Source organism: Pseudomonas sp. R19M, from assembly GCF_050312585.1.
Taxonomy (GTDB): Bacteria; Pseudomonadota; Gammaproteobacteria; order Pseudomonadales; family Pseudomonadaceae; genus Aquipseudomonas; species Aquipseudomonas palleroniana.
Genome location: NZ_JBNPJV010000061.1, coordinates 40,274 through 60,919 on the forward strand (window position 1 = coordinate 40,274; position 20,646 = coordinate 60,919).

Genomic DNA, 20,646 nt, shown 5'->3' on the forward strand with positions numbered 1-20,646 from the left:
TTCGGGGGGTACGCAGAGACGATTGCGAAGATTGGAACCGGTTTTAGGGGGCGTGCCGGGAGGCGTGGTGAACCGACTTACGGCACTCGCAGATCGTTCAGTGCAGGTGTGGCGGGTTTGGATGGGGTAAAACCCTGCGCGCACACACCACGTAACTGGTTCTCGAATTGCTCGATAATGGCTGGCCAGCCTTGGCGACTGGCATGCTGACGCGCATTCAGGCGCACCCTGCGCAAGGTCTCGCGCTCTTCAAGCAACCAGTTGGCGGCATCGCAGAAGGCTTCTTCATCCCCCGGCATCGCAGTCACACCGTTGTAGCCGTGGCGGATGTGCTGGGTCGCCGCCGCCTGATCGTATGCCACTACCCCCAACCCTGAAGCCATGGCCTCCAGCACAACGTTGCCGAAGGTTTCGGTCAGGCTGGGGAACAGGAATAGGTCGCCCGACGCGTAATGCCGGGCCAATTCTTCACCGCGCAAAGTACCGCAGAAAATCGCCTCGGGCAGTGCTTTTTCCATCGCTGCGCGCTGCGGGCCATCACCGACGATGATCAGTTTCATCTGGTGCAGTGGATACCTGTCTTGCAGGGTTTCGAAACAACGTTTTAGCAGCCCCAGGTTTTTTTCCTGGGCCAGGCGACCTACATGTAATACGGCGATCTGTTCACTGTTCAACGCCCAGCTTTCACGCAGTGTGTTATCGCGTTTGGCCGGGTGGAACAATTGGCTGTCGACCCCGCGCGCCAGCATTCCCAGGCGTTCGAAATTGCGGCGTTCCAACTCCAGGCGTTGGCTAGCGCTCGGCACCAGGGTCAAGGTCGAGCGGTTATGAAACCAGCGCAGATAATGGGTGACCATGCGGCTCAGCATGCTCAAGCCATATTGGTTCGAATACTGCTGGAAATTGGTGTGGAAACCGCTGACCACACTGATACCCAGGCGCCGTGCCGCACGCAGGGCCGATAGCCCCAACGGCCCTTCCGTGGCGATATACAGCACATCGGGACGTTGGCGCGTCCAGCGCCGCAGCAATTTGTGCATCGACGACTGGCCCCACTGCAGGCCCGGGTAACCCGGCAGCGGCCAGCCGCGGCACAGCAGCAGTTGGTCGTCGTTGGGGCGGCTCTGGTCGGCGCCCTGGCGAGGGCGTACCAGCTCGACTTGATGGCCGCGCGCGCGCAACCCCTCGCACAGGCGGCCAAGGGTATTGGCCACCCCGTTGATTTCCGGCGGGAAGGTTTCGGTAATTAAGGTGATGTGAAGCGAGGCTGTCGTCATGACCCACAGTGTCTCTGCGGGCCATGTCGTCATTGTGTCATTGGGATGATGGATTTATGACTTGGCCATGTTTTGCCGCGTCATCGCCTCGGCGCCTTGCTCGCGTACCCAGAACAACGTGGCCCCGGCCACGGCCGCCGGCATCATCAGCAGGTTGACCACCGGCACCAGCAACACCAGATAGACGATGCCGCCGAAGCTCATGCTCTGCCAGCGCTTCTGGCGCAGCCAGGCGAGCATTTCGTTCCAGCCCAGCTTGTGGTTGTCGGCCGGGTAGTCGATGTATTGGATCGCCATCATCCACACACCGAACAGCAGCCACAACGGCGCCGCGATCAGGTTGACCACCGGGATGAACGACAGGATAAACAAGCCGATGGCGCGTGGCAGGAAGTAGCCCAGTTTGCGCATCTCACGAGCCAGGGTGCGCGGCACCATCGCGGCCAGCTCACCCCAACTGAACGGCGGGAAGTCATCGGTGCCACGCACCACCACTTCAACTTTTTCTGCGAGAAAACCGTTGAACGGTGCCGCGATGATATTGGCGAGCATGGTGAAGGTAAAAAACACCATCAACACCACCAGCACCACGAAAAGCGGCCACAAAATATAGCTGAGGAAGCTCAACCAACTGGGCAGCGTCGGCATCAGGCTATCGACCCACAGGCTGAACTGATGGCCGGCGAAATAGATCAAGCCGACGAACAGCACCAGGTTGATTGCCAGCGGCAGCAGCACAAACAGGCGCAGGCCGGGGCTCAACACCAGTTTGAGGCCCTCGCGCAGGTATTGCGGGCCGGAAAGAGCAGGGGCGGGCATGGAGAACTCCGAGCAGTGGGACAAACGCGCCGACCTTACCGGCTTTGCCGGTTGGGCGAAAGCGGCGACATCAGCAGTAACAAACGTCTCGATCAACCGAGTCGACTGCATAGAGACCACCTATGAGCTGGATTGTTATTCCGTATTTCCTTAATCTTGCCCCCCTCGATACGCTGCACCCATTATTTTTCAGGGCCTGCGAGTTCAAGCCTTCCCCAAGTGCTTCGCGGTCCTTTTTTATTCCAGCCGCCTTGTTGTCCGGGCGGTCGACAGGAGTGAGTCATGTCTGATACCCGTCATTCGCGAGTGATTATTCTCGGTTCCGGCCCTGCCGGTTACAGCGCTGCCGTCTACGCTGCCCGGGCCAACCTCAAGCCGCTGCTGATCACCGGCATGCAGGCGGGCGGTCAGTTGACCACCACCACTGAAGTCGACAACTGGCCGGGCGATGTCCACGGCCTGACCGGCCCGGCGCTGATGGAGCGGATGAAAGAACACGCCGAGCGTTTTGAAACCGAGATCGTGTTCGATCACATCAACCAGGTCGATTTTTCCAAGAAGCCTTACAGCCTGACCGGCGACAGCGGTGTCTACACCTGTGACGCCTTGATCATCGCCACTGGCGCCAGCGCCCGTTACCTGGGCCTGCCGTCCGAAGAAGCGTTCATGGGCAAAGGCGTTTCCGCCTGCGCGACCTGCGACGGTTTCTTTTATCGCAATAAACCGGTCGCCGTTGTCGGCGGCGGGAACACGGCCGTTGAGGAGGCGCTGTACCTGGCCAACATCGCCAGCACCGTGACCCTGATTCACCGCCGTGAAACCTTCCGCGCCGAGAAAATCCTGATCGACAAGCTGCATGCCCGTGTCGCTGAAGGCAAGATCATCCTCAAGCTCAACGCCACCCTGGACGAAGTCTTGGGCGACAACATGGGCGTGACCGGTGCGCGCTTGAAGAACAACGACGGCAGCTTCGACGAGCTGAAAGTCGACGGCGTGTTCATTGCCATCGGCCATACGCCGAACACTTCGTTGTTCGAAGGCGTGCTCGAAGCCAAAGATGGCTACCTGGTGGTGCAAGGCGGCCGTGAAGGCAATGCGACTGCGACCAACATTGAAGGTATCTTCGCTGCCGGTGACGTGGCCGACCACGTGTACCGCCAGGCCATCACCTCGGCCGGTGCCGGTTGCATGGCGGCCCTGGATGCCGAGCGCTACCTCGACGGCTTGCAGAACGCCTCGTTCTAACCAACGCCGCAAAACCAATGTAGGAGGGGGCTTGCTCCCGATGGCCTGCGCAGCAGGCCCAGCTTTTCAAACCCAAAGCTGGGGCCGCTTCGCGGCACATCGGGAGCAAGCCCCCTCCCACATGTTAACCATCGTCCGCTCTATCGCTTAACTGACTGGCATTAGGGCTTGTCCCCTCCCATATTTTGCTTAACGCCTGACTCAGGCGCGGCGAGTCAGTGGCTGCGCGCTGAACTTCACACCGGCCAAGCCGTTGGTGATCAATGCACGGATGTTGCCATGGTCGCTGCCCTCAGGCGTCGCCACCACCGAGCGGTAATGCTCACCAAATGCCAGCAGTGCTTCCTGATCGCTCAAGCCTTCCAGCAGGGCCAAACCCAGCGTCTTGCACGACCCTTCGTTCTGCCCGGCCGCGTTTTCCACGTTGCCGTTGGTGAACGCTTGCGGCTGGTAGTCATAACCGGCAGCGACAAACGCCAAGGTATCGGCAAAAGCATGTTCGCCGCTGTTGAGGCTGGCACGCAGGGTATTCAAATCAGTCATGGGGTTTTCCTTTGGCGAACGCCGCTTGTTGGTCGGCGTTGGCTTCTTTCTGGTATTGGGCTTTCCACTCGGCATACGGCATGCCGTACACCACTTCCCGGGCGTCATCGAGGCTCAGCTCGATCCGGCGCTCGTCAGCCTCGGCCTTGTACCACTTTGACAGGCAGTTACGGCAGAAGCCGGCGAGGTTCATCAGGTCGATGTTCTGCACGTCCTTGCGGCTGTCCAGATGGGCCACCAAACGGCGGAAGGCGGCGGCTTCGAGTTCGAGACGTTGTTGATCGGTCATGGGGGTCTCTTTGAGACAGCTGTCAGCGGTTAAGCTTCAAGCTGCAAGTTGGAATGGGGTTGGCTTTTAGCTTGTCGCTTGTCGCTAACGGCTTGCAGCTAACGTTATCGACACCGATTCGGCAAAACGCAGCGCATGCGGCTTGTCCACTTCGACTTCGGCATACAGCACCGATTCGTTACTCATCACCAGGTCCAGCAACTCCTGAGTGAGGCGCTCCAGCAAGGCGAAGCGATTGCCTTCGACGTGGGCGATGATGGCCTTGGTGATGGTGCGGTAGTTCAGCGCGTGGTCGATGTCGTTGTCACGCACGGCTTCCTGGGCGGCATACAGGATCGTCAGGTTGATCAGCACATCCTGCTTGTTGAGGATTTCGTCCTCGTTGATACCGATAAATGTGCGCAGGCACAGGTCCTTGACCCGGATGCGCGCCATGCCTGGTTGAAGTTGTGGCATTGCTATTTGCTCCGTCCAATCAGTTGCAGGAACTCCATGCGCGTGGTGTTCGACTCGCGGAACGCGCCGAGCATCACCGAAGTGTTCATGGTTGAGTTCTGTTTCTCCACACCGCGCATCATCATGCACATGTGCTTGGCTTCGATCACCACCGCCACGCCGGCGGCCTGGGTGACCTGCTGGATCGCGTCGGCAATTTGCCGCGTGAGGTTTTCCTGGATCTGCAGGCGCCGCGCATACATGTCGACAATGCGCGCCAGCTTCGACAGGCCGAGCACCTTGCCGGTTGGAATATAGGCCACATGGGCCTTGCCGATAAAGGGCAGCAGGTGGTGCTCGCAGAGTGAATACAGCTCGATGTCCTTGAGGATCACCATCTCGTCGTTATCGGACGCGAACAGTGCGCCATTGACGATCTCGTCCAGGTTCTGCTCGTAGCCGTGACACAGGTACTGCATGGCCTTGGCGGCGCGCTTGGGCGTGTCGAGCAAGCCTTCGCGCTGCGGGTCTTCGCCCAGGCCCTTGAGGATCTCGCGGTAATGGTGGGGCAGGGATAAGGTCATACGACATCCTCAAAAACGGCTTACTTGATATGCCGCCCACCGTTGACGGTCAGGGTGGTTCCGGTGACATAGGGGTTGTCCAGCAGGTAACGCAGGCTCTGGTAGATCACCTGCGGCCCGGGTTCGATGCCCAGAGCGGACTTGGCCAACACCTTGGCGCGGTAGGCGGCGTCGTCGTCCTCGTTGAACATTACCATTGCCGGGGCGATGCCGTTGACCTTGATCAGCGGCGCGAACTGCGCGGCAAACGACAGCGTCAGGCTGTCGAGCCCGGCCTTGGTGGCGCAGTAGGCAATGTGCTGGCGACTGCCCTTGCGCACCACATCATCACTGATATGCACGATATCGGCAGGCGTCGAGCGCTGCAGCAACGCTGAACAATGCAGGTTGATCAGGTAGGGCGCAAGCATGTGCACGCTGAACATGTCCTGCAAGGCGCGGCTTTCATCGCCCGGCGTCTCCGCGATCCATGCCGAGGCGTTGTGGACGATCGCACGCAGGCTGTCGGTGTGAGTCTTCAACTGCGTGATAAACGCAAGAATCCCGGCTTCGCTGGAAAAATCGGCAAACAGGCCGATCGCGCCACGCTCGCGCAACGTCTGGATGCCTTCGCGCTCGCTGCGGTAGCTGAACATCACCGGGTAACCGTCATCCAGCAGGCGCTCGGCGCAGTGCAGGCCGACGCGCTGGCTGGCGCCGGTGATCAGGATCGGGGCGTTGGTTGCAGTCATGGGGGGACTCAAATCGCTGGCAGGTTGAAATGATACCAGCGACCGGCCCCCCTGTACTCACGCGGCGGCTTCAGCGGCCTTGCGCGGTGGCGTGGGATGTAGCCAGTTTGCCAGCAGGTGGGTCGACAACGGAATAAAGCAGTAAACCATCAATGGCGTGAGTGCGGCCGTGCTGACCAGCACGCGGCTGAACAGGTCCAGCTCGCTGAGCAATGGCCCAAGGCCGAAATTGAACAGCAGTGACACCGGGAAAAACGCCAGCCAGATAGCCACCGCCTGTTTCCAGCGGGGAGGGCGTGCGCCCGCGGCGCCGAACCAGCCGTCAATACCTCTGACGCGATGTTCGGACGGGTCGGCAAACAGCTCGCTGCCACGGCTCAGCCAGGCACTGCGCGAAGCGGAGAACTCCCAGGCATGCAGGGTTTTTTCGTCGGCGAAGCGGAAGATGATCTGAAATTCGTCATCGTTGGGTGGCGGGGCCAGTACGCCGGAGCCCAGGTAACCCGGGAAGTCGGTGGCCAGTTGCTCGCCTTCGCGCAGCCAGGCCATCAATTCTTCGTAGCGTCCTTTGGCCACGCGACGCGCGACCATCAAGGTAACGGGGGAGGTAGACATTGTGTATCTCCAGATAACGGGTGCGCAGCACCGGGTAGGTCGCGCACGAACGAAGCTGCGGGGGTAGTGCAGCCACGTGGAAAAAACAGGCAAGGATTATTCCTGTTTTGCAAAAATGCGCCAGTGACATTGGTCTGAAGGGCACACACCTTGAAAAAGACAGTTCTAAAGGCGTTAAATGAACGCCCAGTTACCGTTGGTTTTTGTTCAAAATGCCCGTGAATACTGCTCCGATAGATAGCACTTCGCTTCTAGATCCGACCGATTCAGATCAGCTGTTTCCGATTCGTGAAGTCTCGAGATTGACAGGCATCAATCCAGTCACGCTGCGCGCCTGGGAGCGCCGTTATGGCCTGATTCAGCCCACACGCACCGAAAGTGGGCATCGGCTCTACTCCAGGAGCGATATTGAAACCGTTCATCGCATTCTCGATTGGGTTGAACGCGGTGTGGCAGTGAGCAAGGTGGGCAAGATCCTTGCGCGTGACGAGCAGCAGGAAAAAGTCGTACGTTCCGAGCAGGGCACGGTCGAAAACGCAGAATGGTCGCAATGGCAGGCACGCCTGATGCAGGCCGTCAGTGTTTTCGACGATCGCGTGCTGGAGCAGCTGTATGGTCAAATCGTGGGCACCTACCCCCTCAGTGTGGCGTTCCAGAACATCCTGATGCCGCTTTGGGGCGAGCTGCTGCATCATCAGAACCAGTTCGGTCAGGCCAGCGAATGGCTGTTCTACGATGCCTTCCTGCGCGTGCAGGCCCTGCAGCGCCTGCAGGTGGCCTGCGCCTCTTCTGCGCCGCGGGTGGTGATGGCCGCGATTCCCGGCGAGTGTCGTAAATTGGAGTTGCTGGTCGCGGCATTACTGATCAGTCGTGATGACCTGGCCATCAAGGTGCTCGCGATGGGCCAGCCTTTTGATGAGTTGACACTGATCTGTGAGAAGACCCATCCGCGCGCGCTCGTTGTCTTCTCCAACCATTCACAGCGGCATGACCTGCACAAGCGCCTGAACCGGTTGGCGTTGACGCTCGATTGCCCGCTGTTTCTGGCCGGTGCGGCTTCGGAACTGGCCGAAGACGACCTCGCAGGCTCCTCCATCGGCTGCCTGGGCAACGAAGGGCGCTTGATGCAGCGCCGCTTGCAGCAGTTCCTCAACGGGCAGTTGGATACCTGAAGTCAGGCATGTACGTGGGGGTGGACCAGGCGATGCTGATGCAGGATGAACTGGCGCAAGCGCTCGATTTCATCCGCGTTACTCTGGTTCAAGCGATAAGCGAACAAGCCCCGGGCGGTTTCCCGCTCCAGCGCGCCACGCAAGGCAATGCGTTCGTAACCTGACGGGCTGAACCACAGGGAAAAGGTTTTCGGCGGCTTGGCCCGGCCACGAAACTCCACCAGCACACCCTTGAATGACACCTCATGTACCCAGAGCGCTCCCGGGTTACCGCGTACGTTTTCCAGCGGCACCGGTGCTTCAAGGGCCAGGCGCCAGGGGCGGACCATCGGCCCATCTTCGAAAATGCTCGGCACGCCCAGGCGCAGATGCACCGCATGAAACTCGTCTTCAACCAATTGCAGGGGAAAGGTGAGCTGCTGGTTGTCGAACTGCGCCTGGATGGTGACATGGTCATGGGCGGCCAGCCGCGTGAGCAAATCGCGGATCTGTGCACCGCCATTGACGGTCAGGCTCGACCCGGCATCCCGCAAGTTGAGTTGCGGGTTATGTTGCATATCTTGGATGAAATCCAGTTCGTCCTGCGTCAAGAGAGCGTCGCGGTGCATTGATGTAGCTCAAGGGTGAGGCATTAAAAAGCCATTATCGCTCTAAAGACTGCATTTTTTACAGTTTGTTAAATCCACTCGTCGCCTTGAGCGCCGCCAGCTCGCGTTTAAGCTCGGCCACTTCGGCCTCCAGCTGTGTCACGCGCTGCTGGGCTTTGACTTGGGTGGTGACGTCTTTTTGCACACCGACGAAGTAGGTCTGCTTATCCGCTTCGTTGTACACCGTGGAAAGCGACAACTCGTTCCAGAAGTGGGTGCCGTCCTTGCGGTAGTTGCGCAGGATTTCGCGGCAGGCACCGCCGCTGTCGAGGGCTTCGCGAATGGCCATCAGGGCGGGTTGGTCGCGGTCACCCGACTGCAGGAAACGGCAGTCCTGATACAGGATGTCGTCCAGCGCGTAGCCGGTCAGGCGTTCGAACGCCGGGTTGACGTAGATCAGCGGCTTGTCCTTGCCTTCGCGTTCGGCGACGACGATACCGTCGTTGGAAGCGTTGACCACCATTTGCATCAGCTTGGCGTTAATCATCGAGCGGTCCGTGGCGTGTTCTGGAGTTTGGAGTTTATGGCAAGTCTTGAATGTTGCACGTGGCGCGCTGAAAAATTTGCGCCTACTGCTAATATCCCACGCTTTCGCTCAATGACAGGATCAGATTGATGAAAGTCGCCATCCTTTCCGGCTCGGTGTACGGCACGGCTGAAGAAGTCGCCCGCCACGCCGTCGGCATCCTCAACGCGGCCGGTTTTGAAGCCTGGCACAACCCTCGCGCCACCCTGGCCGATGTGCAGGCGTTTGCCCCCCAGGCGTTTCTGGCGGTGACCTCTACCACCGGCATGGGGGAATTGCCCGACAACCTGCAACCCCTGTATTCGAGCATCCGTGACCAACTGCCGGCGGCCTGGCGTGGCCTGCCCGGTGCCGTGATCGGCCTGGGCGATGCCAGTTACGGCGACACCTTCTGCGGCGGTGGCGAGCAAATGCGCGAGCTGTTCGGCGAACTGGGCGTACGTGAGGTACTGCCGATGCTGCGCCTGGACGCCAGCGAAAGCGTGACCCCGGAAGCCGACGCCGAACCGTGGTTGGCCGAGTTGATCATCGCACTGCGCGGCTGATCGCAAGCGCGCAACAATGCCAGCGTCCGCCGCGCCTTTATTGGCGGCGGTTCTCTGACACGACTTGTACTATTCTCATGGCTGACTCGTTCAGTCATCAAGCTGGCTGGCAAGGCGACTCCGCACGCCACGACGCCTGACTAGACTGGCCCCTCACTCAAAAAATAATAAGAAATGCACCAAGGAGGTCGTTGCCGTGAGCCTAGCCCCTGTTCAAGCGCCACAGAATGTCAAAGATCAGGTCAGCGCTGCCGAATGGCAGACCCGTGTCGACCTTGCGGCTTGCTATCGCCTGGTGGCGTTGCATGGCTGGGATGATCTGATCTTCACGCATATTTCGGCCAAGGTGCCGGGCACCGATGATTTCCTGATCAACCCGTACGGGCTGATGTTCCACGAAATCACCGCGTCGAGCCTGGTCAAAGTCGACCAGGCCGGCAACAAGCGGATGGACAGTCCCTACGAGATCAACCCCGCGGGCTACACCATCCACAGTGCCATTCATGAAGTGCGCCACGACGTGGTGTGCGTGTTGCACACCCACACTGCGGCCGGTGTTGCCGTCGCTGCGCAGAAGCAGGGCGTGTTGCCCATCAGCCAGCAATCGTTGTTCGTGCTGTCGAGCCTGGCGTATCACGCCTATGAAGGTGTGGCGCTGAACCACGAGGAAAAGGCCCGCCTGCAGGCCGACCTGGGCGAGAACAATTTCCTGATGCTGCACAACCACGGTCTGCTCACCTGCGGCAGCAGCATTGCCGACACCTTCCTGATGATGTTCACCTTCCAGCGCGCCTGCGATATCCAGGTCCTGGCGCAAAACGGCGGCGCCGAATTGATTGCCATCGAGCCGCAGATCCTTGCCGGGGCCAAGGCGATGGTGGCAGCTGTCACAAAGAGCGCACAAGGTATGGGCGGTGCACTGGCCTGGCCGGCCTTGTTGCGTAAATTGGACCTGCAGGACCCTGGGTATAAAAGCTGATGCCTCTTGCCGAAATCCCCCTCAGAGCCTGGCGCAAACGTAGCCAGGAGTTCGTCTTTCGTGGCTACTCGATTCGTTATTGGGTGGCCGGGCAGGGCGAACCGCTCTTGATGATCCATGGCTTCCCCACCGGTAGCTGGGACTGGCATTACCTGTGGCAGCCCCTGGCGCAGCGCAACCTGGTGATCGCCTGCGACATGCTGGGCTTTGGCGATTCGGCCAAACCCCTGGACCACGACTATTGCCTGTTGGAGCAGGCGGATCTGCAGCAGGCATTGCTCGAACACTTGGGAATAGAGCAACCCGTGCATGTGTTGGCGCATGACTATGGCGACAGCGTCGCCCAGGAATTGCTCGCCCGCCACTACGAAGGTCGGTTTCAGATGGCCAGCTGCGTGTTCCTCAATGGCGGGCTGTTCCCGGAAACCCACCGCCCGGCCCTGGTGCAGAAATTGTTGCTCAGCCCCCTTGGCTGGATGATCGGCCGTGCCTTTGGACGCAATGCGATGGCCAACAGCTTCAACCAGATTTTCGGCCCACACACACGGCCCAGTGAAAGCGTGCTGGATGATTTCTGGAGCCTGCTCAACTGCAACGACGGCCCGCGTATCCTGCACAAGCTGATCGCCTACATCCCGCAGCGCCGCCGCCTGCGTGAGCGCTGGGTGGGCGCGATGCAACGTGGCGAGGTGCCCCTGCGCGTGATCGACGGCGAGGTCGATCCCATCTCCGGCGCCCACATGGTGGCGCGTTATGAGCAGTTGGTGCCCCATGCCGATACGGTGTTGCTGGCCAACATCGGCCACTATCCGCAGATCGAAGCCCCCGTACAGGTGCTCAAACACTATTTGGCGTTTCGCGAGCGTATTGGCCCGTCTGAGTCGCGTGCGGCCTATTCCTGAGCGGCGCAATCATCCCGCTGCCTTATCGCGCACCATTCAGCCCCGGCCGACTTTATTGTGACCAGAGGCTGGGTGCCTGACACTCAGTCCATTGCCCATTGTCGCCAGCGGAGTTCGGTATGAGTGAATCAGTGCAGTTCCAGGATAAGGTCGTGATCGTCACCGGTGCCGGCGGTGGGTTGGGCCGGGCCCATGCGCTGCTGTTCGCTGCACATGGGGCCAGAGTATTGGTCAATGACCTGGGCGGCTCGGCCCAGGGCGAAGGCGCCAATGCCTCGGCGGCTGATCGGGTGGTGGCTGAAATCCGTGCGGCAGGGGGTATTGCCGAAGCCAACCATGACTCCGTCACCGACGGTGACAAGATCGTACAGAATGCCCTCGACGTCTTCGGCCGCATCGACGTGGTGGTGAATAACGCCGGCATCCTGCGCGACAAGACCTTCCATAAAATGGACGACAGCGATTGGGACCTGGTGTATCGGGTGCATGTCGAAGGTGCCTATAAAGTCACCCGCGCCGCCTGGCCGCATCTGCGTGAACAAGGCTACGGGCGGGTGATTTTCACCGCCTCCACTTCGGGTATCTATGGCAACTTCGGCCAGTCCAACTACGGCATGGCCAAGTTGGGTTTGTATGGCTTGACCCGCACCCTGGCGCTGGAAGGGCGCAAGAACAGTATCCTGGTCAATGCCATTGCCCCCACCGGCGGCACGCGCATGACCGAAGGGCTGATCCCGCCGCAGGTGTTCGAGCGCCTCAAGCCGGAGCTGGTCAGCCCGCTGGTGGTGTACTTGGGCAGCGAGGCCTGCCAGGAAACGGCCGGGTTGTTCGAAGTGGGGGGCGGTTGGATCGGCAAAACCCGCTGGGAGCGCAGCCTCGGGGTGGGCTTTGACCCCGACGCCGGCTTCTCACCCGAGGATGTCGCGGCGCACTGGGCGCAGATCTGCGACTTTGAAGGCGCCGCACACCCCAAGGACAATATCGAAGCCTTGAAAGAGATGATGGCCAACTTGCAGAAGTTCAGCCTCTGATCGTTGTTCGAAAAATATACAATCCAACGGGGCGCTGAGGGCGCCCCGTTTTATTGGGGGCATAAAAAAGGCCGCTGCAAAAGCAGCGGCCGAAGTAAGACGTTGGATCAAGGAGCGATAAATCAACGTCGGTGAACACCTGTAACAGATTGAATATATTAGCCAATCCGTTGAAATCAGACTTTTCTCCCGAAGGTGGGAGCGGGCGGTTTGCCCTGAAAGCCCGCTTAGAATAATCCGTTGTAACGAAATGAGTAATTGCGGATCGGGACAAGGACTGTTACCGGATTGGCAACAGTTGTCGGTGTGCCATCCATCCCTCTGATAACGGGTCATCTACCCGATCCATGGCCCTGCCCGCAGCCCGGCCAGAGCGCCTGTTCATCCTTTCGAGCGACAACGCGAATACCTCCTTGGTGCGCTTATCCCTCCTGGCGAGCGGCAGTAGGGTGGAGCCTTCTGTCACTCACCGGGGAAGACGCATGACAAAAACAACAATGCGCGCCATCTTCACGCCACAGGCGCTCGCCGTAGCGGTTGCACTGGGCTGCTGTGCCCAGGCCCAGGCGGTTTCGTTCAATATTGGCGAGGTCGAAGGGCAATTCGATTCTTCGCTGTCGGTCGGCGCCAGCTGGGGCATGCGCGATGCCGACAAGAAGCTGGTCGGCGTTTCCAACGGTGGGACGGGGCAGGCGTCCACGGGGGATGACGGGCGGCTGAACTTCAAAAAGGGCGAAACCTTCTCCAAGATTTTCAAGGGCATTCACGACCTGGAGCTCAAGTACGGCGACAGCGGCGTGTTCGTGCGCGGCAAGTACTGGTACGACTTCGAACTGCAAGACGAAGACCGCGAATTCAAGCCGATCAGCAACAACCACCGCGACGAAGGCGCGCGCTCTTCCGGCTATGAGTTGCTTGATGCCTTCGTGTATCACAACTACTCCATCGGCGACCTGCCGGGCGCTGTGCGCGTCGGTAAACAGGTGGTGAGCTGGGGCGAGAGTACGTTTATCGGTAACTCGATCAACAGCATCAACCCCATCGACGTCTCGGCCTTTCGCCGTCCGGGCGCTGAAATCAAGGAAGGGCTGATCCCGGTCAACATGCTGTTCGCTTCCCAGAGCCTGACCAATCAACTGTCGGTGGAAGGCTTCTACCAGTTGAACTGGGAAAACACCGTGGTGGATAACTGCGGCACCTTCTTCGGCAACGACGTGGTTGCCCATGGCTGCAACAACAACTACACCGTCGGCAGCCCGGCGATCGCGCCGTTGCAGCCGGTGGCGGCGGCGTTCGGCCAGGGCTTCCAGGTCACCCGCGAAGGCGTGGTGGTGCAGCGTGCCAAAGACCGCGAAGCCCGCGATGGCGGCCAGTTCGGCGCGGCGTTGCGCTGGCTGGGGGATGACACCGAATACGGCCTGTACTTCATGAACTACCACAGCCGTACGCCCACCGTGGGAACGATTACCGCCAACACCAGCCTGGCGACCATCGGGCGTATCGCCAATGCTGCCAACGCGATTGCCCCCGGCTCCGGCGCGGGGCTGGCCCAGAGCACCATGCTCGGTCGCGGCCAGTATTACCTCGACTACCCGGAAGACATCCGCCTGTACGGCGCCAGCTTCTCCACCACCCTGCCCACCGGCACCGCCTGGACCGGAGAGATCAGCTATCGCCCCAACGCACCGGTGCAACTCAACACCACCGATTTGACCCTGGCGTTGGTCAACCCGATTGCCGGTAATACCGCTTCGCCGATCCGCAGCTCGTTCGGCTCTGACAACTCAGGCTATCGCCGCAAGGAAATCACCCAGATCCAAAGCACCATGACCCAGTTCTTCGACCAGGTGCTGGGCGCCGAACGCCTGACCCTGGTGGGTGAGGCGGCGTTCGTGCACGTCGGCGGCCTGGAAGCCAAAACCAAGCTGCGCTATGGCCGCGACTCAGTGTTCGGTGCCTACGGGTTCCAGGGCGATACCGACGGTTTCGTCACCGCCAACTCCTGGGGTTACCGCGCCCGGGCGATCCTGGACTACAACAACGTGTTCGCCGGGGTGAACCTCAAGCCCAACCTGTCGTGGTCCCATGACGTCAGTGGCTACGGCCCCAACGGCATTTTCAACGAAGGCGCCAAGGCGATCAGCGTCGGCGTGGATGCGGACTACCGCAACACCTATACCGCCAGCCTCAGCTACACCGACTTCTTTGGTGGCGACTACAACACCCTGACCGACCGCGACTTTATCGCCCTCAGCTTCGGCGTGAACTTCTGATCTGGTTTTAAGGAAGGACAAGAACCTATGCGTAAGCTATTTGCAGTGATGGCGCTGAGTGTATTGGCCGCCAACGTGATGGCGGCGGTGTCGCCTGAAGAAGCCGCCAAGCTGGGCACCACTCTGACCCCGGTCGGCGCCGAGAAAGCCGGCAACGCCGATGGCTCGATCCCGGCCTGGACCGGCGGCATCCCGAAAAATGCCGGAGCGGTGGACAGCAAGGGCTTCCTGGCCGACCCGTTCGCCAGTGAAAAACCGCTGTTCGTGATCACCGCAGCGACGGTGGACAAGTACAAGGACAAACTCTCCGATGGCCAGGTGGCGATGTTCAAGCGCTACCCCGAAACCTACAAGATCCCGGTGTACCCCAGCCACCGTACGGTCAACCTGCCACCGGAGATCTATGAGTCGATCAAGCGCAGCGCGCTGAACGTACACACCATCAACGACGGCAACGGCCTGGAGAACTTCACCGGCAACCGTTACTACGCGTTCCCGATCCCCAAGAACGGCGTGGAAGTGCTGTGGAACCACATCACCCGTTACCACGGCGGTAACCTCAAGCGCATCATCACCCAGGCCACCCCGCAGACCAACGGCAGCTACACGCCGATACGCTTCGAGGAAGAGGTGGCGGTACCCCAAGCGATTCCGGATATCGACCCGGCCAAAGCGGCCAACGTGCTGAGCTTCTTCAAGCAGTCGGTGACCGCGCCGGCGCGCCTGGCGGGCAACGTGCTGCTGGTGCACGAAACTCTCGACCAGGTGAAGGAACCGCGCCTGGCCTGGATCTACAACGCCGGCCAGCGCCGCGTGCGGCGTGCACCGCAGGTGTCCTATGACGGCCCGGGCACGGCCTCCGACGGCCTGCGTACCACCGACAACTTCGACATGTTCTCCGGCGCTCCCGATCGTTATGACTGGAAGCTGATCGGCAAAAAAGAGATGTACATCCCCTACAACAGCTACAAGCTTGATTCGCCGACCCTTAAGTACGACGACATCATCAAGGCCGGGCACATCAACCAGGACCTCACCCGCTACGAACTGCACCGCGTGTGGGAAGTGGTCGGCACCGTCAAGCCGAGTGAGCGGCATATCTACGCCAAGCGCCACATGTACATCGACGAAGACAGTTGGCAAGTCGCACTGGTGGACCACTATGACGGCCGTGGCCAGCTGTGGCGTGTCGCCGAAGGCCATGCGCAGTTCTACTACGACCACCAGGTGCCGGCCTATACCGTGGAAACCCTGTACGACATCATCGCCGGGCGCTACATCGCCTTGGGCATGAAGAACGAGGAGAAGAGCAGCTTCGTGTTCGGCTTTGCGGCCAAGGCTGCGGATTACACTCCGGCGGCGTTGAGGTCCGAGGGCGTTCGATAATGCCTGTTTGAAACGCAATAAAAATGTGGGAGGGGGCAAACCCCTCCCACATTGGGTTTTATGCATGCCCGTCAATCAGTGTGCTGAATACTTCTTCAATAACCCCTCACCACAGGACTAGGGTAGGCCCCAGATCGCATAACAATAAAAAAGCAGGATGCAGCAATGACTGCCATGACACGCTGCCTGGACCGTCCTGGATTCATGCCCCGGCTGTCCGCCCATCATCTGTTGCGACCACGCCTGGCCGAGCCGTTGCTGGCCGCGTCGGCCCGGGTGAAGCTGCTGTGCGCGCCCGGTGGCAGCGGCAAAAGTGCGCTGCTGGCCGAGTGTGCCTTGCAGGCGCCGACAGGCTGCCAGGTCTATTGGCTGCCCCTCAATGGCGCCGCGCTCACACCCTTGGAGTTCTGCCGGCGGTTGGCGCAGAACCTGGGCCTGCCCTTTAGCGACGAAGCTACCTTGTTGCTCGACCTTGGCCGCTGGCAGCCGCCGGGTTGGGTGTTCCTCGATGATTTTTGCCGTGTGCCCGCGCCCGAACTGGACGCCTTGCTTGACCGCCTGCTCAGCGCCGCCAGCCCGGCACTCACTTGGTGGCTGGGCGTACGGCGGCGCCCAGCGTGCAACTGGCCACGCCTGCTGCTCGACGATGAACTGTGGGAGTGCCACGAGCTGCTGTTCAGCCCAGCGGAAATCCAGCGGTTACTCGGCGACGGGCCGACCCTCGAGCGTGTGATGCAGTTCAGTGGCGGATGGTGCGCTGGGGTGCGCATCGCCTTGCTTGGCGACGGTCATCCCGACAAGACCTTGCTCGACTACCTGCAACATGAGCTATTCAGCACCCTGCCTGCTGAATTGGCCGAAGCCTGGCGCGTGCTGGCCCACATGCCACGCTTCAATCCGGGGTTGTGTGAGCACCTGTTCGGCTTCGGTGACGGTGACCGCTACCTGCGCGAGTTGCAGGCCCTCGGTGCGTTTATCCAGCCCTGGGAAGACACCCCGGACTGGCTGCAGGTATTCCCGCCTTTGGCGCGACTGCTGCGTGAGACGCCCTGGCCGGCCAAGCGCTCCTGGCATCGGCGCGCCTGCCAGTGGTTCAGCGCAGAAAGCGACTGGCAAGCCGCGTTTGAACAGGCGCTGCTGGCCGAAGAGTACGAAGTGGCGGTCAGCCTGTTGCAGCATTTCAGTTTCGAGGATTTGTTCCGCGGGGAAAACGCCGTGCTGTTGTTGCGCCTGCATGAGCAGCACGGGGATGAATTGATGTTGGGCTCGGCGCAACGGGTCGGGCTGATGACGGCTGCCTTGCTGTTTGCCGGCCGCTTTGAACAAGCAGGCCTGTGTATCGACCAACTCGCACGGTTTACGCCGCAGCCGACGGCGGCGCAACAGTGCCATTTGCTGGCCCGCTGGCAGGCCCAATGGGGCTGGCTGTTGCATTTGGGCGGCGATGCCGAGCGCTCCCGCGGGCATTTTCTGGAAGCCCTGCAAGCCTTGCCCGGCAGCGCTTGGACCTCACGCCTGATGTGCCTGTCGGGCCTGACCCAGCAAGCCTTGCTGCGCGGCGAACTGGACGTGGCTCAAGCCTTGAATCGTGAAGCCCTGTGCCTGGCCCGTGCCCATGGCTCGCTGATCCTGGAGGCCCTGCTTGAGCTGGACCACGCTCAATTGCTGGAGCAGCGCGGTGCGCCCTATCGGGCCCAGAGCCTGCTGGAGACGGTACAGGCCATGCTGGTTCGCCAGCGGCTCAAGGCCGGGCCACTGGCCGGGCGTATCGCCCTGCGACGTGGGCACCTGGCGTTGCGCCAAGGGCATGACGTGCTGGCGACCGAGTGTTTCACCGAAGGGTTGAACCTGTGCCTGCACAGCCACGACAAGCGCGTGCTGTATGGATTTCTCGGCTTGGCGTTGCTGGCGGCCAACCATGGCGATTACGCCCAGGCCTTTATCCAGTTGCGTGACGCAGAACGGCTGATGCAGCAACGCCATGTGCCGGACACGGTCTACCGCGCCGTGCTGTTGTTGGTCAGCGGGCATTTCTGGTTGCAGCAGGGGCGTGCCGAACTGACGGTAGAGGCGGTGCGTCGGGTATTGCGTCACTTTCGTGGCCCCCAGGCCCGCCAGGCGCCGCCGGCCACCCTGGAACTGGTGCCGCGCCTGGAGTACCTGCTGGTGCTGGCCGAGGTCAAGCTGGGGTGCGCCGATCAACCTATCGCACGCCTCAATGCGCTGCTCGAGACCACTCGCCAGCGCGGCATGCTGTGCCTGGAAACCGAATTGCACCTGGTGCTGGGTGAGGTGGCCTGGCAGTTGGGCGACCCGGCCCTGGCCCGCCATGCGTTGCAAACCGGGCAGGCCCTGGCGCAGCGTTGCCAGGTGCAGCAGGCGCTGCGCGAGCTGCGTTTGCGCTCGCCTGGGCTGTTGAGCGAATTGGGCCTGGAGACGCCAGTGTCACCAGCGGGCGCGGCGGACAATCCCCTGAGTCAGCGTGAGCTGGAAGTGTTGCAGTTGATCGCCCTGGGCAACTCCAACCTGGAAATCGCCGACCGACTGTTTATTTCCCTGCACACCGTCAAGACCCATGCCCGGCGTATCCATAGCAAACTGGGCGTGGAACGACGAACCCAAGCGGTGGCCAAGGCCAAGACCTTGGGCTTGATGGCCTAGCTGCGCAAGGCCTGGCGGTATTCACCGGGCGTGGCGCCCAGGGCCTGGCGAAAACGATGGGTGAAGTGGCTGGCGCTGGAGAAGCCGCACATCCAGGCGATCTCACCCAAGGGCAACCCGCCGCCGCGCAGAAGGGCTTGCGCACGCGCCAGGCGTCGCGCCAAGAGATACTGATGGGGCGGCAGGCCGAAACTCTGGCGGAACATCCGCGCAAAATGGTATTCCGACAGCGCACACAGCCCGGCCAACTGGCCCAGGCTGATCGGGTCTTGCAGATGCTGGTCGATGTACTCGATCAACAGCCGGCGCTGATGGGCCGCCAGCCCGCCTTTCAACCGCAGCCCGTCGCGTGCGCCAACCTGGCTGAGCAGGGTGTGACTGAGCATTTCATGGGCCAGGCTGCTGGTCAGCAGGCGTTCGCCGGGCTCATGCCAGTTCAGGGCGATCAAGTGGTGAAAGCGGCGGGCCTGGGCGGCATCTTCCAGGAAGGTGCTTTCGCGCAGTTGCAGCGCGCGTGGCTCACGGTCAAGCAAGGTGACGCAGCCCAGGGCAAATTGCTCCGCGCTGAAATACACATGGGCCAGGCGAATTTCGCCGTTGATCACCCAGGCCGACTGATGCTCGGCGGGCAGGATGCACAGCTTGTCAGGCCCGCCCTTGGTGCCCGGCTGGTCACGCCGAAACGTGCCGGTGCCGCCGCCGATGTAGCAAGACAAGGTGTGATGGTCGGGCGCCTGGTAATCCTGGGCATCGTGGTGGTTGCTCCACAAGGCCGCGGACAAACCGTCACCGAGCTCGGCGCAGGCTTCCAGGCGTGCGTTGGGCGAGCGGTTAAGGGACTGAAAGACCTGCAGCGATTCCAGGGTTGGCATGGTGTGTTCTCCGACGCCTTGCATCCTACTCCGGGCGATCGGCGCTGTGATCCCACCGCCCGACAAAAGCGCAAGAATGTGCAAGCGCAGTTGCCAGGGAGGCGGCGACACTGTGGCTCAATCGACGGAGCCCGCTATGAACCTTTTCCTGTATTTACTTACGGTGCTGATCTGGGGCACCACCTGGATCGCCCTCAAATGGCAGTTGGGTGTAGTGGCGATTCCGGTGTCGATCGTCTATCGCTTCGGCCTGGCGGCGTTGGTGTTGTTCGCGCTGTTGCTGCTCAGCCGCAAGCTGCAGGTGATGAACCGGCGCGGACACCTGATTTGCCTGGCCCAGGGGGTGTGCCTGTTCTGCGTCAACTTCATGTGTTTTCTCACCGCCAGCCAGTGGATTCCCAGCGGGTTGGTGGCGGTGGTGTTTTCCACGGCCACGCTGTGGAACGCCTTGAATGCCCGGGTGTTCTTCGGCCAACGGGTCGCGCGTAACGTATTGATGGGCGGCGCGCTGGGGTTACTGGGCCTGGGCCTGCTGTTCTGGCCGGAGCTGGTCGGGCATACCGCCAGCCCGCAGACCTTGCTCGGCCTGGGCCTGGCGTTGCTCGGCACGATGTGTTTTTCGGCGGGCAATATGTTGTCGAGCCTGCAGCAAAAGGCCGGGCTCAAGCCGTTGACCACCAATGCCTGGGGCATGGCGTATGGCTCGGCGATGCTGGCGACCTACTGTGCCGTGCGCGGTATCCCTTTCGATATGGATTGGAGTGCACGTTACATCGGCGCGCTGGGGTACCTGGTGATTCCAGGTTCGGTGATCGGCTTTACCGCCTACCTCACGCTGGTCGGCCGCATGGGGCCGGAGCGCGCGGCGTATTGCACGGTGCTGTTCCCGGTGGTGGCGCTGAACGTGTCGGCGTTTGCCGAGGGCTATCAATGGACCGCGCCGGCGCTGATGGGGTTGGTGCTGGTGATGTTGGGCAATGTGCTGGTATTCAGAAAGCCCAAGCCGACATTGACTCCAGCGCGCGCCACTGCTTGAAGTAGTGAGCGGGCTTGCCCCGCGCTGGGGGGCGCAGCCGCCCCAAACCCAGGCACCTCGGTCCTCCTGAAATACCGC

Annotated in this window: 21 protein-coding genes; 10 read left to right on the top strand and 11 right to left on the bottom strand. The window is 61.1% G+C overall.

Annotation, left to right across the window (positions count from 1 at the left end; all coding sequences use genetic code 11):
- Positions 1 to 77: 77 nt before the first annotated feature.
- Together ACQRBT_RS12340 and cysZ are read right to left on the bottom strand one after the other, a co-directional pair.
- Positions 78 to 1,277: a glycosyltransferase family 4 protein gene (locus ACQRBT_RS12340; protein WP_104994803.1), complete on the bottom strand. Its 1,200-nt coding sequence runs from the start codon at positions 1,275 to 1,277 to the stop codon at positions 78 to 80.
- A gap of 54 nt (positions 1,278 to 1,331) precedes the next feature.
- Entirely contained in the window at positions 1,332 to 2,096 is a 765-nt protein-coding gene (gene cysZ / locus ACQRBT_RS12345) for a sulfate transporter CysZ (RefSeq protein WP_060754386.1), read from the bottom strand.
- A 282-nt stretch (positions 2,097 to 2,378) separates the two neighbouring features.
- Between cysZ and trxB the strand changes: the two genes are divergently transcribed.
- Positions 2,379 to 3,341 carry a thioredoxin-disulfide reductase gene (gene trxB / locus ACQRBT_RS12350; protein WP_104994787.1) on the top strand — a complete coding sequence of 321 codons (963 nt, stop codon included), beginning with the start codon at positions 2,379 to 2,381 and terminating at the stop codon, positions 3,339 to 3,341.
- 201 nt (positions 3,342 to 3,542) lie between these two features.
- Here trxB and ACQRBT_RS12355 read toward each other — a convergent pair whose 3' ends face one another.
- From ACQRBT_RS12355 to ACQRBT_RS12380, 6 genes are all read right to left on the bottom strand, one after another.
- Entirely contained in the window at positions 3,543 to 3,884 is a 342-nt protein-coding gene (locus ACQRBT_RS12355) for a HopJ type III effector protein (RefSeq protein WP_104994786.1), read from the bottom strand.
- Entirely contained in the window at positions 3,877 to 4,173 is a 297-nt protein-coding gene (locus ACQRBT_RS12360; RefSeq protein ID WP_060754384.1) for a DUF1244 domain-containing protein, read from the bottom strand. Before ACQRBT_RS12360 ends, ACQRBT_RS12355 begins: the two co-directional genes overlap by 8 nt.
- A gap of 84 nt (positions 4,174 to 4,257) precedes the next feature.
- Positions 4,258 to 4,629 carry a dihydroneopterin triphosphate 2'-epimerase gene (gene folX, locus ACQRBT_RS12365; RefSeq protein WP_003194073.1) on the bottom strand — a complete coding sequence of 124 codons (372 nt, stop codon included), beginning with the start codon at positions 4,627 to 4,629 and terminating at the stop codon, positions 4,258 to 4,260.
- A gap of 2 nt (positions 4,630 to 4,631) precedes the next feature.
- Positions 4,632 to 5,192: a GTP cyclohydrolase I FolE gene (folE, locus tag ACQRBT_RS12370; RefSeq protein WP_090368599.1), complete on the bottom strand. Its 561-nt coding sequence runs from the start codon at positions 5,190 to 5,192 to the stop codon at positions 4,632 to 4,634.
- Between the two features lie 20 nt (positions 5,193 to 5,212).
- Positions 5,213 to 5,923 carry a dihydromonapterin reductase gene (folM, locus tag ACQRBT_RS12375; protein WP_104994785.1) on the bottom strand — a complete coding sequence of 237 codons (711 nt, stop codon included), beginning with the start codon at positions 5,921 to 5,923 and terminating at the stop codon, positions 5,213 to 5,215.
- Positions 5,924 to 5,980: 57 nt separating this feature from the next.
- Positions 5,981 to 6,538, bottom strand: a complete 558-nt coding sequence (locus tag ACQRBT_RS12380; protein ID WP_104994784.1) for an antibiotic biosynthesis monooxygenase — start codon at positions 6,536 to 6,538, stop codon at positions 5,981 to 5,983.
- 212 nt (positions 6,539 to 6,750) lie between these two features.
- Between ACQRBT_RS12380 and ACQRBT_RS12385 the strand changes: the two genes are divergently transcribed.
- On the top strand, positions 6,751 to 7,710 hold the full coding sequence (locus ACQRBT_RS12385; protein ID WP_104994783.1) for a MerR family transcriptional regulator: 960 nt from the start codon (positions 6,751 to 6,753) through the stop codon (positions 7,708 to 7,710).
- 2 nt (positions 7,711 to 7,712) lie between these two features.
- Here the strand turns inward: ACQRBT_RS12385 and ACQRBT_RS12390 are convergent, their stop codons facing one another.
- Positions 7,713 to 8,318 carry a hypothetical protein gene (locus ACQRBT_RS12390; protein ID WP_060754380.1) on the bottom strand — a complete coding sequence of 202 codons (606 nt, stop codon included), beginning with the start codon at positions 8,316 to 8,318 and terminating at the stop codon, positions 7,713 to 7,715.
- Positions 8,319 to 8,376: 58 nt separating this feature from the next.
- A complete protein-coding gene (locus ACQRBT_RS12395) occupies positions 8,377 to 8,844 on the bottom strand; it encodes a PAS domain-containing protein (protein WP_060754379.1) in 468 nt (155 codons plus the stop codon).
- 128 nt (positions 8,845 to 8,972) lie between these two features.
- Between ACQRBT_RS12395 and ACQRBT_RS12400 the strand changes: the two genes are divergently transcribed.
- From ACQRBT_RS12400 to ACQRBT_RS12430, 7 genes are all read left to right on the top strand, one after another.
- Positions 8,973 to 9,428 (top strand): flavodoxin, encoded by a 456-nt coding sequence (locus ACQRBT_RS12400; protein ID WP_060754378.1) that lies wholly within the window; start codon positions 8,973 to 8,975, stop codon positions 9,426 to 9,428.
- Positions 9,429 to 9,624: 196 nt separating this feature from the next.
- Positions 9,625 to 10,407 (top strand): class II aldolase/adducin family protein, encoded by a 783-nt coding sequence (locus ACQRBT_RS12405; RefSeq protein WP_104994782.1) that lies wholly within the window; start codon positions 9,625 to 9,627, stop codon positions 10,405 to 10,407.
- Entirely contained in the window at positions 10,407 to 11,309 is a 903-nt protein-coding gene (locus ACQRBT_RS12410; RefSeq protein ID WP_198762552.1) for an alpha/beta fold hydrolase, read from the top strand. Before ACQRBT_RS12405 ends, ACQRBT_RS12410 begins: the two co-directional genes overlap by 1 nt.
- Before the next feature lie 119 nt (positions 11,310 to 11,428).
- Complete coding sequence (locus ACQRBT_RS12415; RefSeq protein ID WP_411984842.1) at positions 11,429 to 12,340, top strand: SDR family oxidoreductase; 912 nt, start codon at positions 11,429 to 11,431, stop codon at positions 12,338 to 12,340.
- Positions 12,341 to 12,822: 482 nt separating this feature from the next.
- On the top strand, positions 12,823 to 14,613 hold the full coding sequence (locus ACQRBT_RS12420; protein WP_244385101.1) for a DUF1302 domain-containing protein: 1,791 nt from the start codon (positions 12,823 to 12,825) through the stop codon (positions 14,611 to 14,613).
- Between the two features lie 27 nt (positions 14,614 to 14,640).
- Entirely contained in the window at positions 14,641 to 15,999 is a 1,359-nt protein-coding gene (locus ACQRBT_RS12425; RefSeq protein ID WP_412046716.1) for a DUF1329 domain-containing protein, read from the top strand.
- Positions 16,000 to 16,164: 165 nt separating this feature from the next.
- On the top strand, positions 16,165 to 18,660 hold the full coding sequence (locus ACQRBT_RS12430) for a LuxR C-terminal-related transcriptional regulator (protein WP_412046717.1): 2,496 nt from the start codon (positions 16,165 to 16,167) through the stop codon (positions 18,658 to 18,660).
- On the opposite strand, the gene ACQRBT_RS12435 is transcribed toward ACQRBT_RS12430, so the two are convergent.
- Positions 18,657 to 19,532 carry a helix-turn-helix domain-containing protein gene (locus ACQRBT_RS12435; protein WP_412046718.1) on the bottom strand — a complete coding sequence of 292 codons (876 nt, stop codon included), beginning with the start codon at positions 19,530 to 19,532 and terminating at the stop codon, positions 18,657 to 18,659. The genes ACQRBT_RS12430 and ACQRBT_RS12435 overlap by 4 nt on opposite strands.
- Before the next feature lie 136 nt (positions 19,533 to 19,668).
- Here ACQRBT_RS12435 and ACQRBT_RS12440 point away from each other — a divergent pair, with 136 nt between their 5' ends.
- Positions 19,669 to 20,568 carry a DMT family transporter gene (locus tag ACQRBT_RS12440; RefSeq protein ID WP_090368620.1) on the top strand — a complete coding sequence of 300 codons (900 nt, stop codon included), beginning with the start codon at positions 19,669 to 19,671 and terminating at the stop codon, positions 20,566 to 20,568.
- Positions 20,569 to 20,646: the final 78 nt, after the last annotated feature.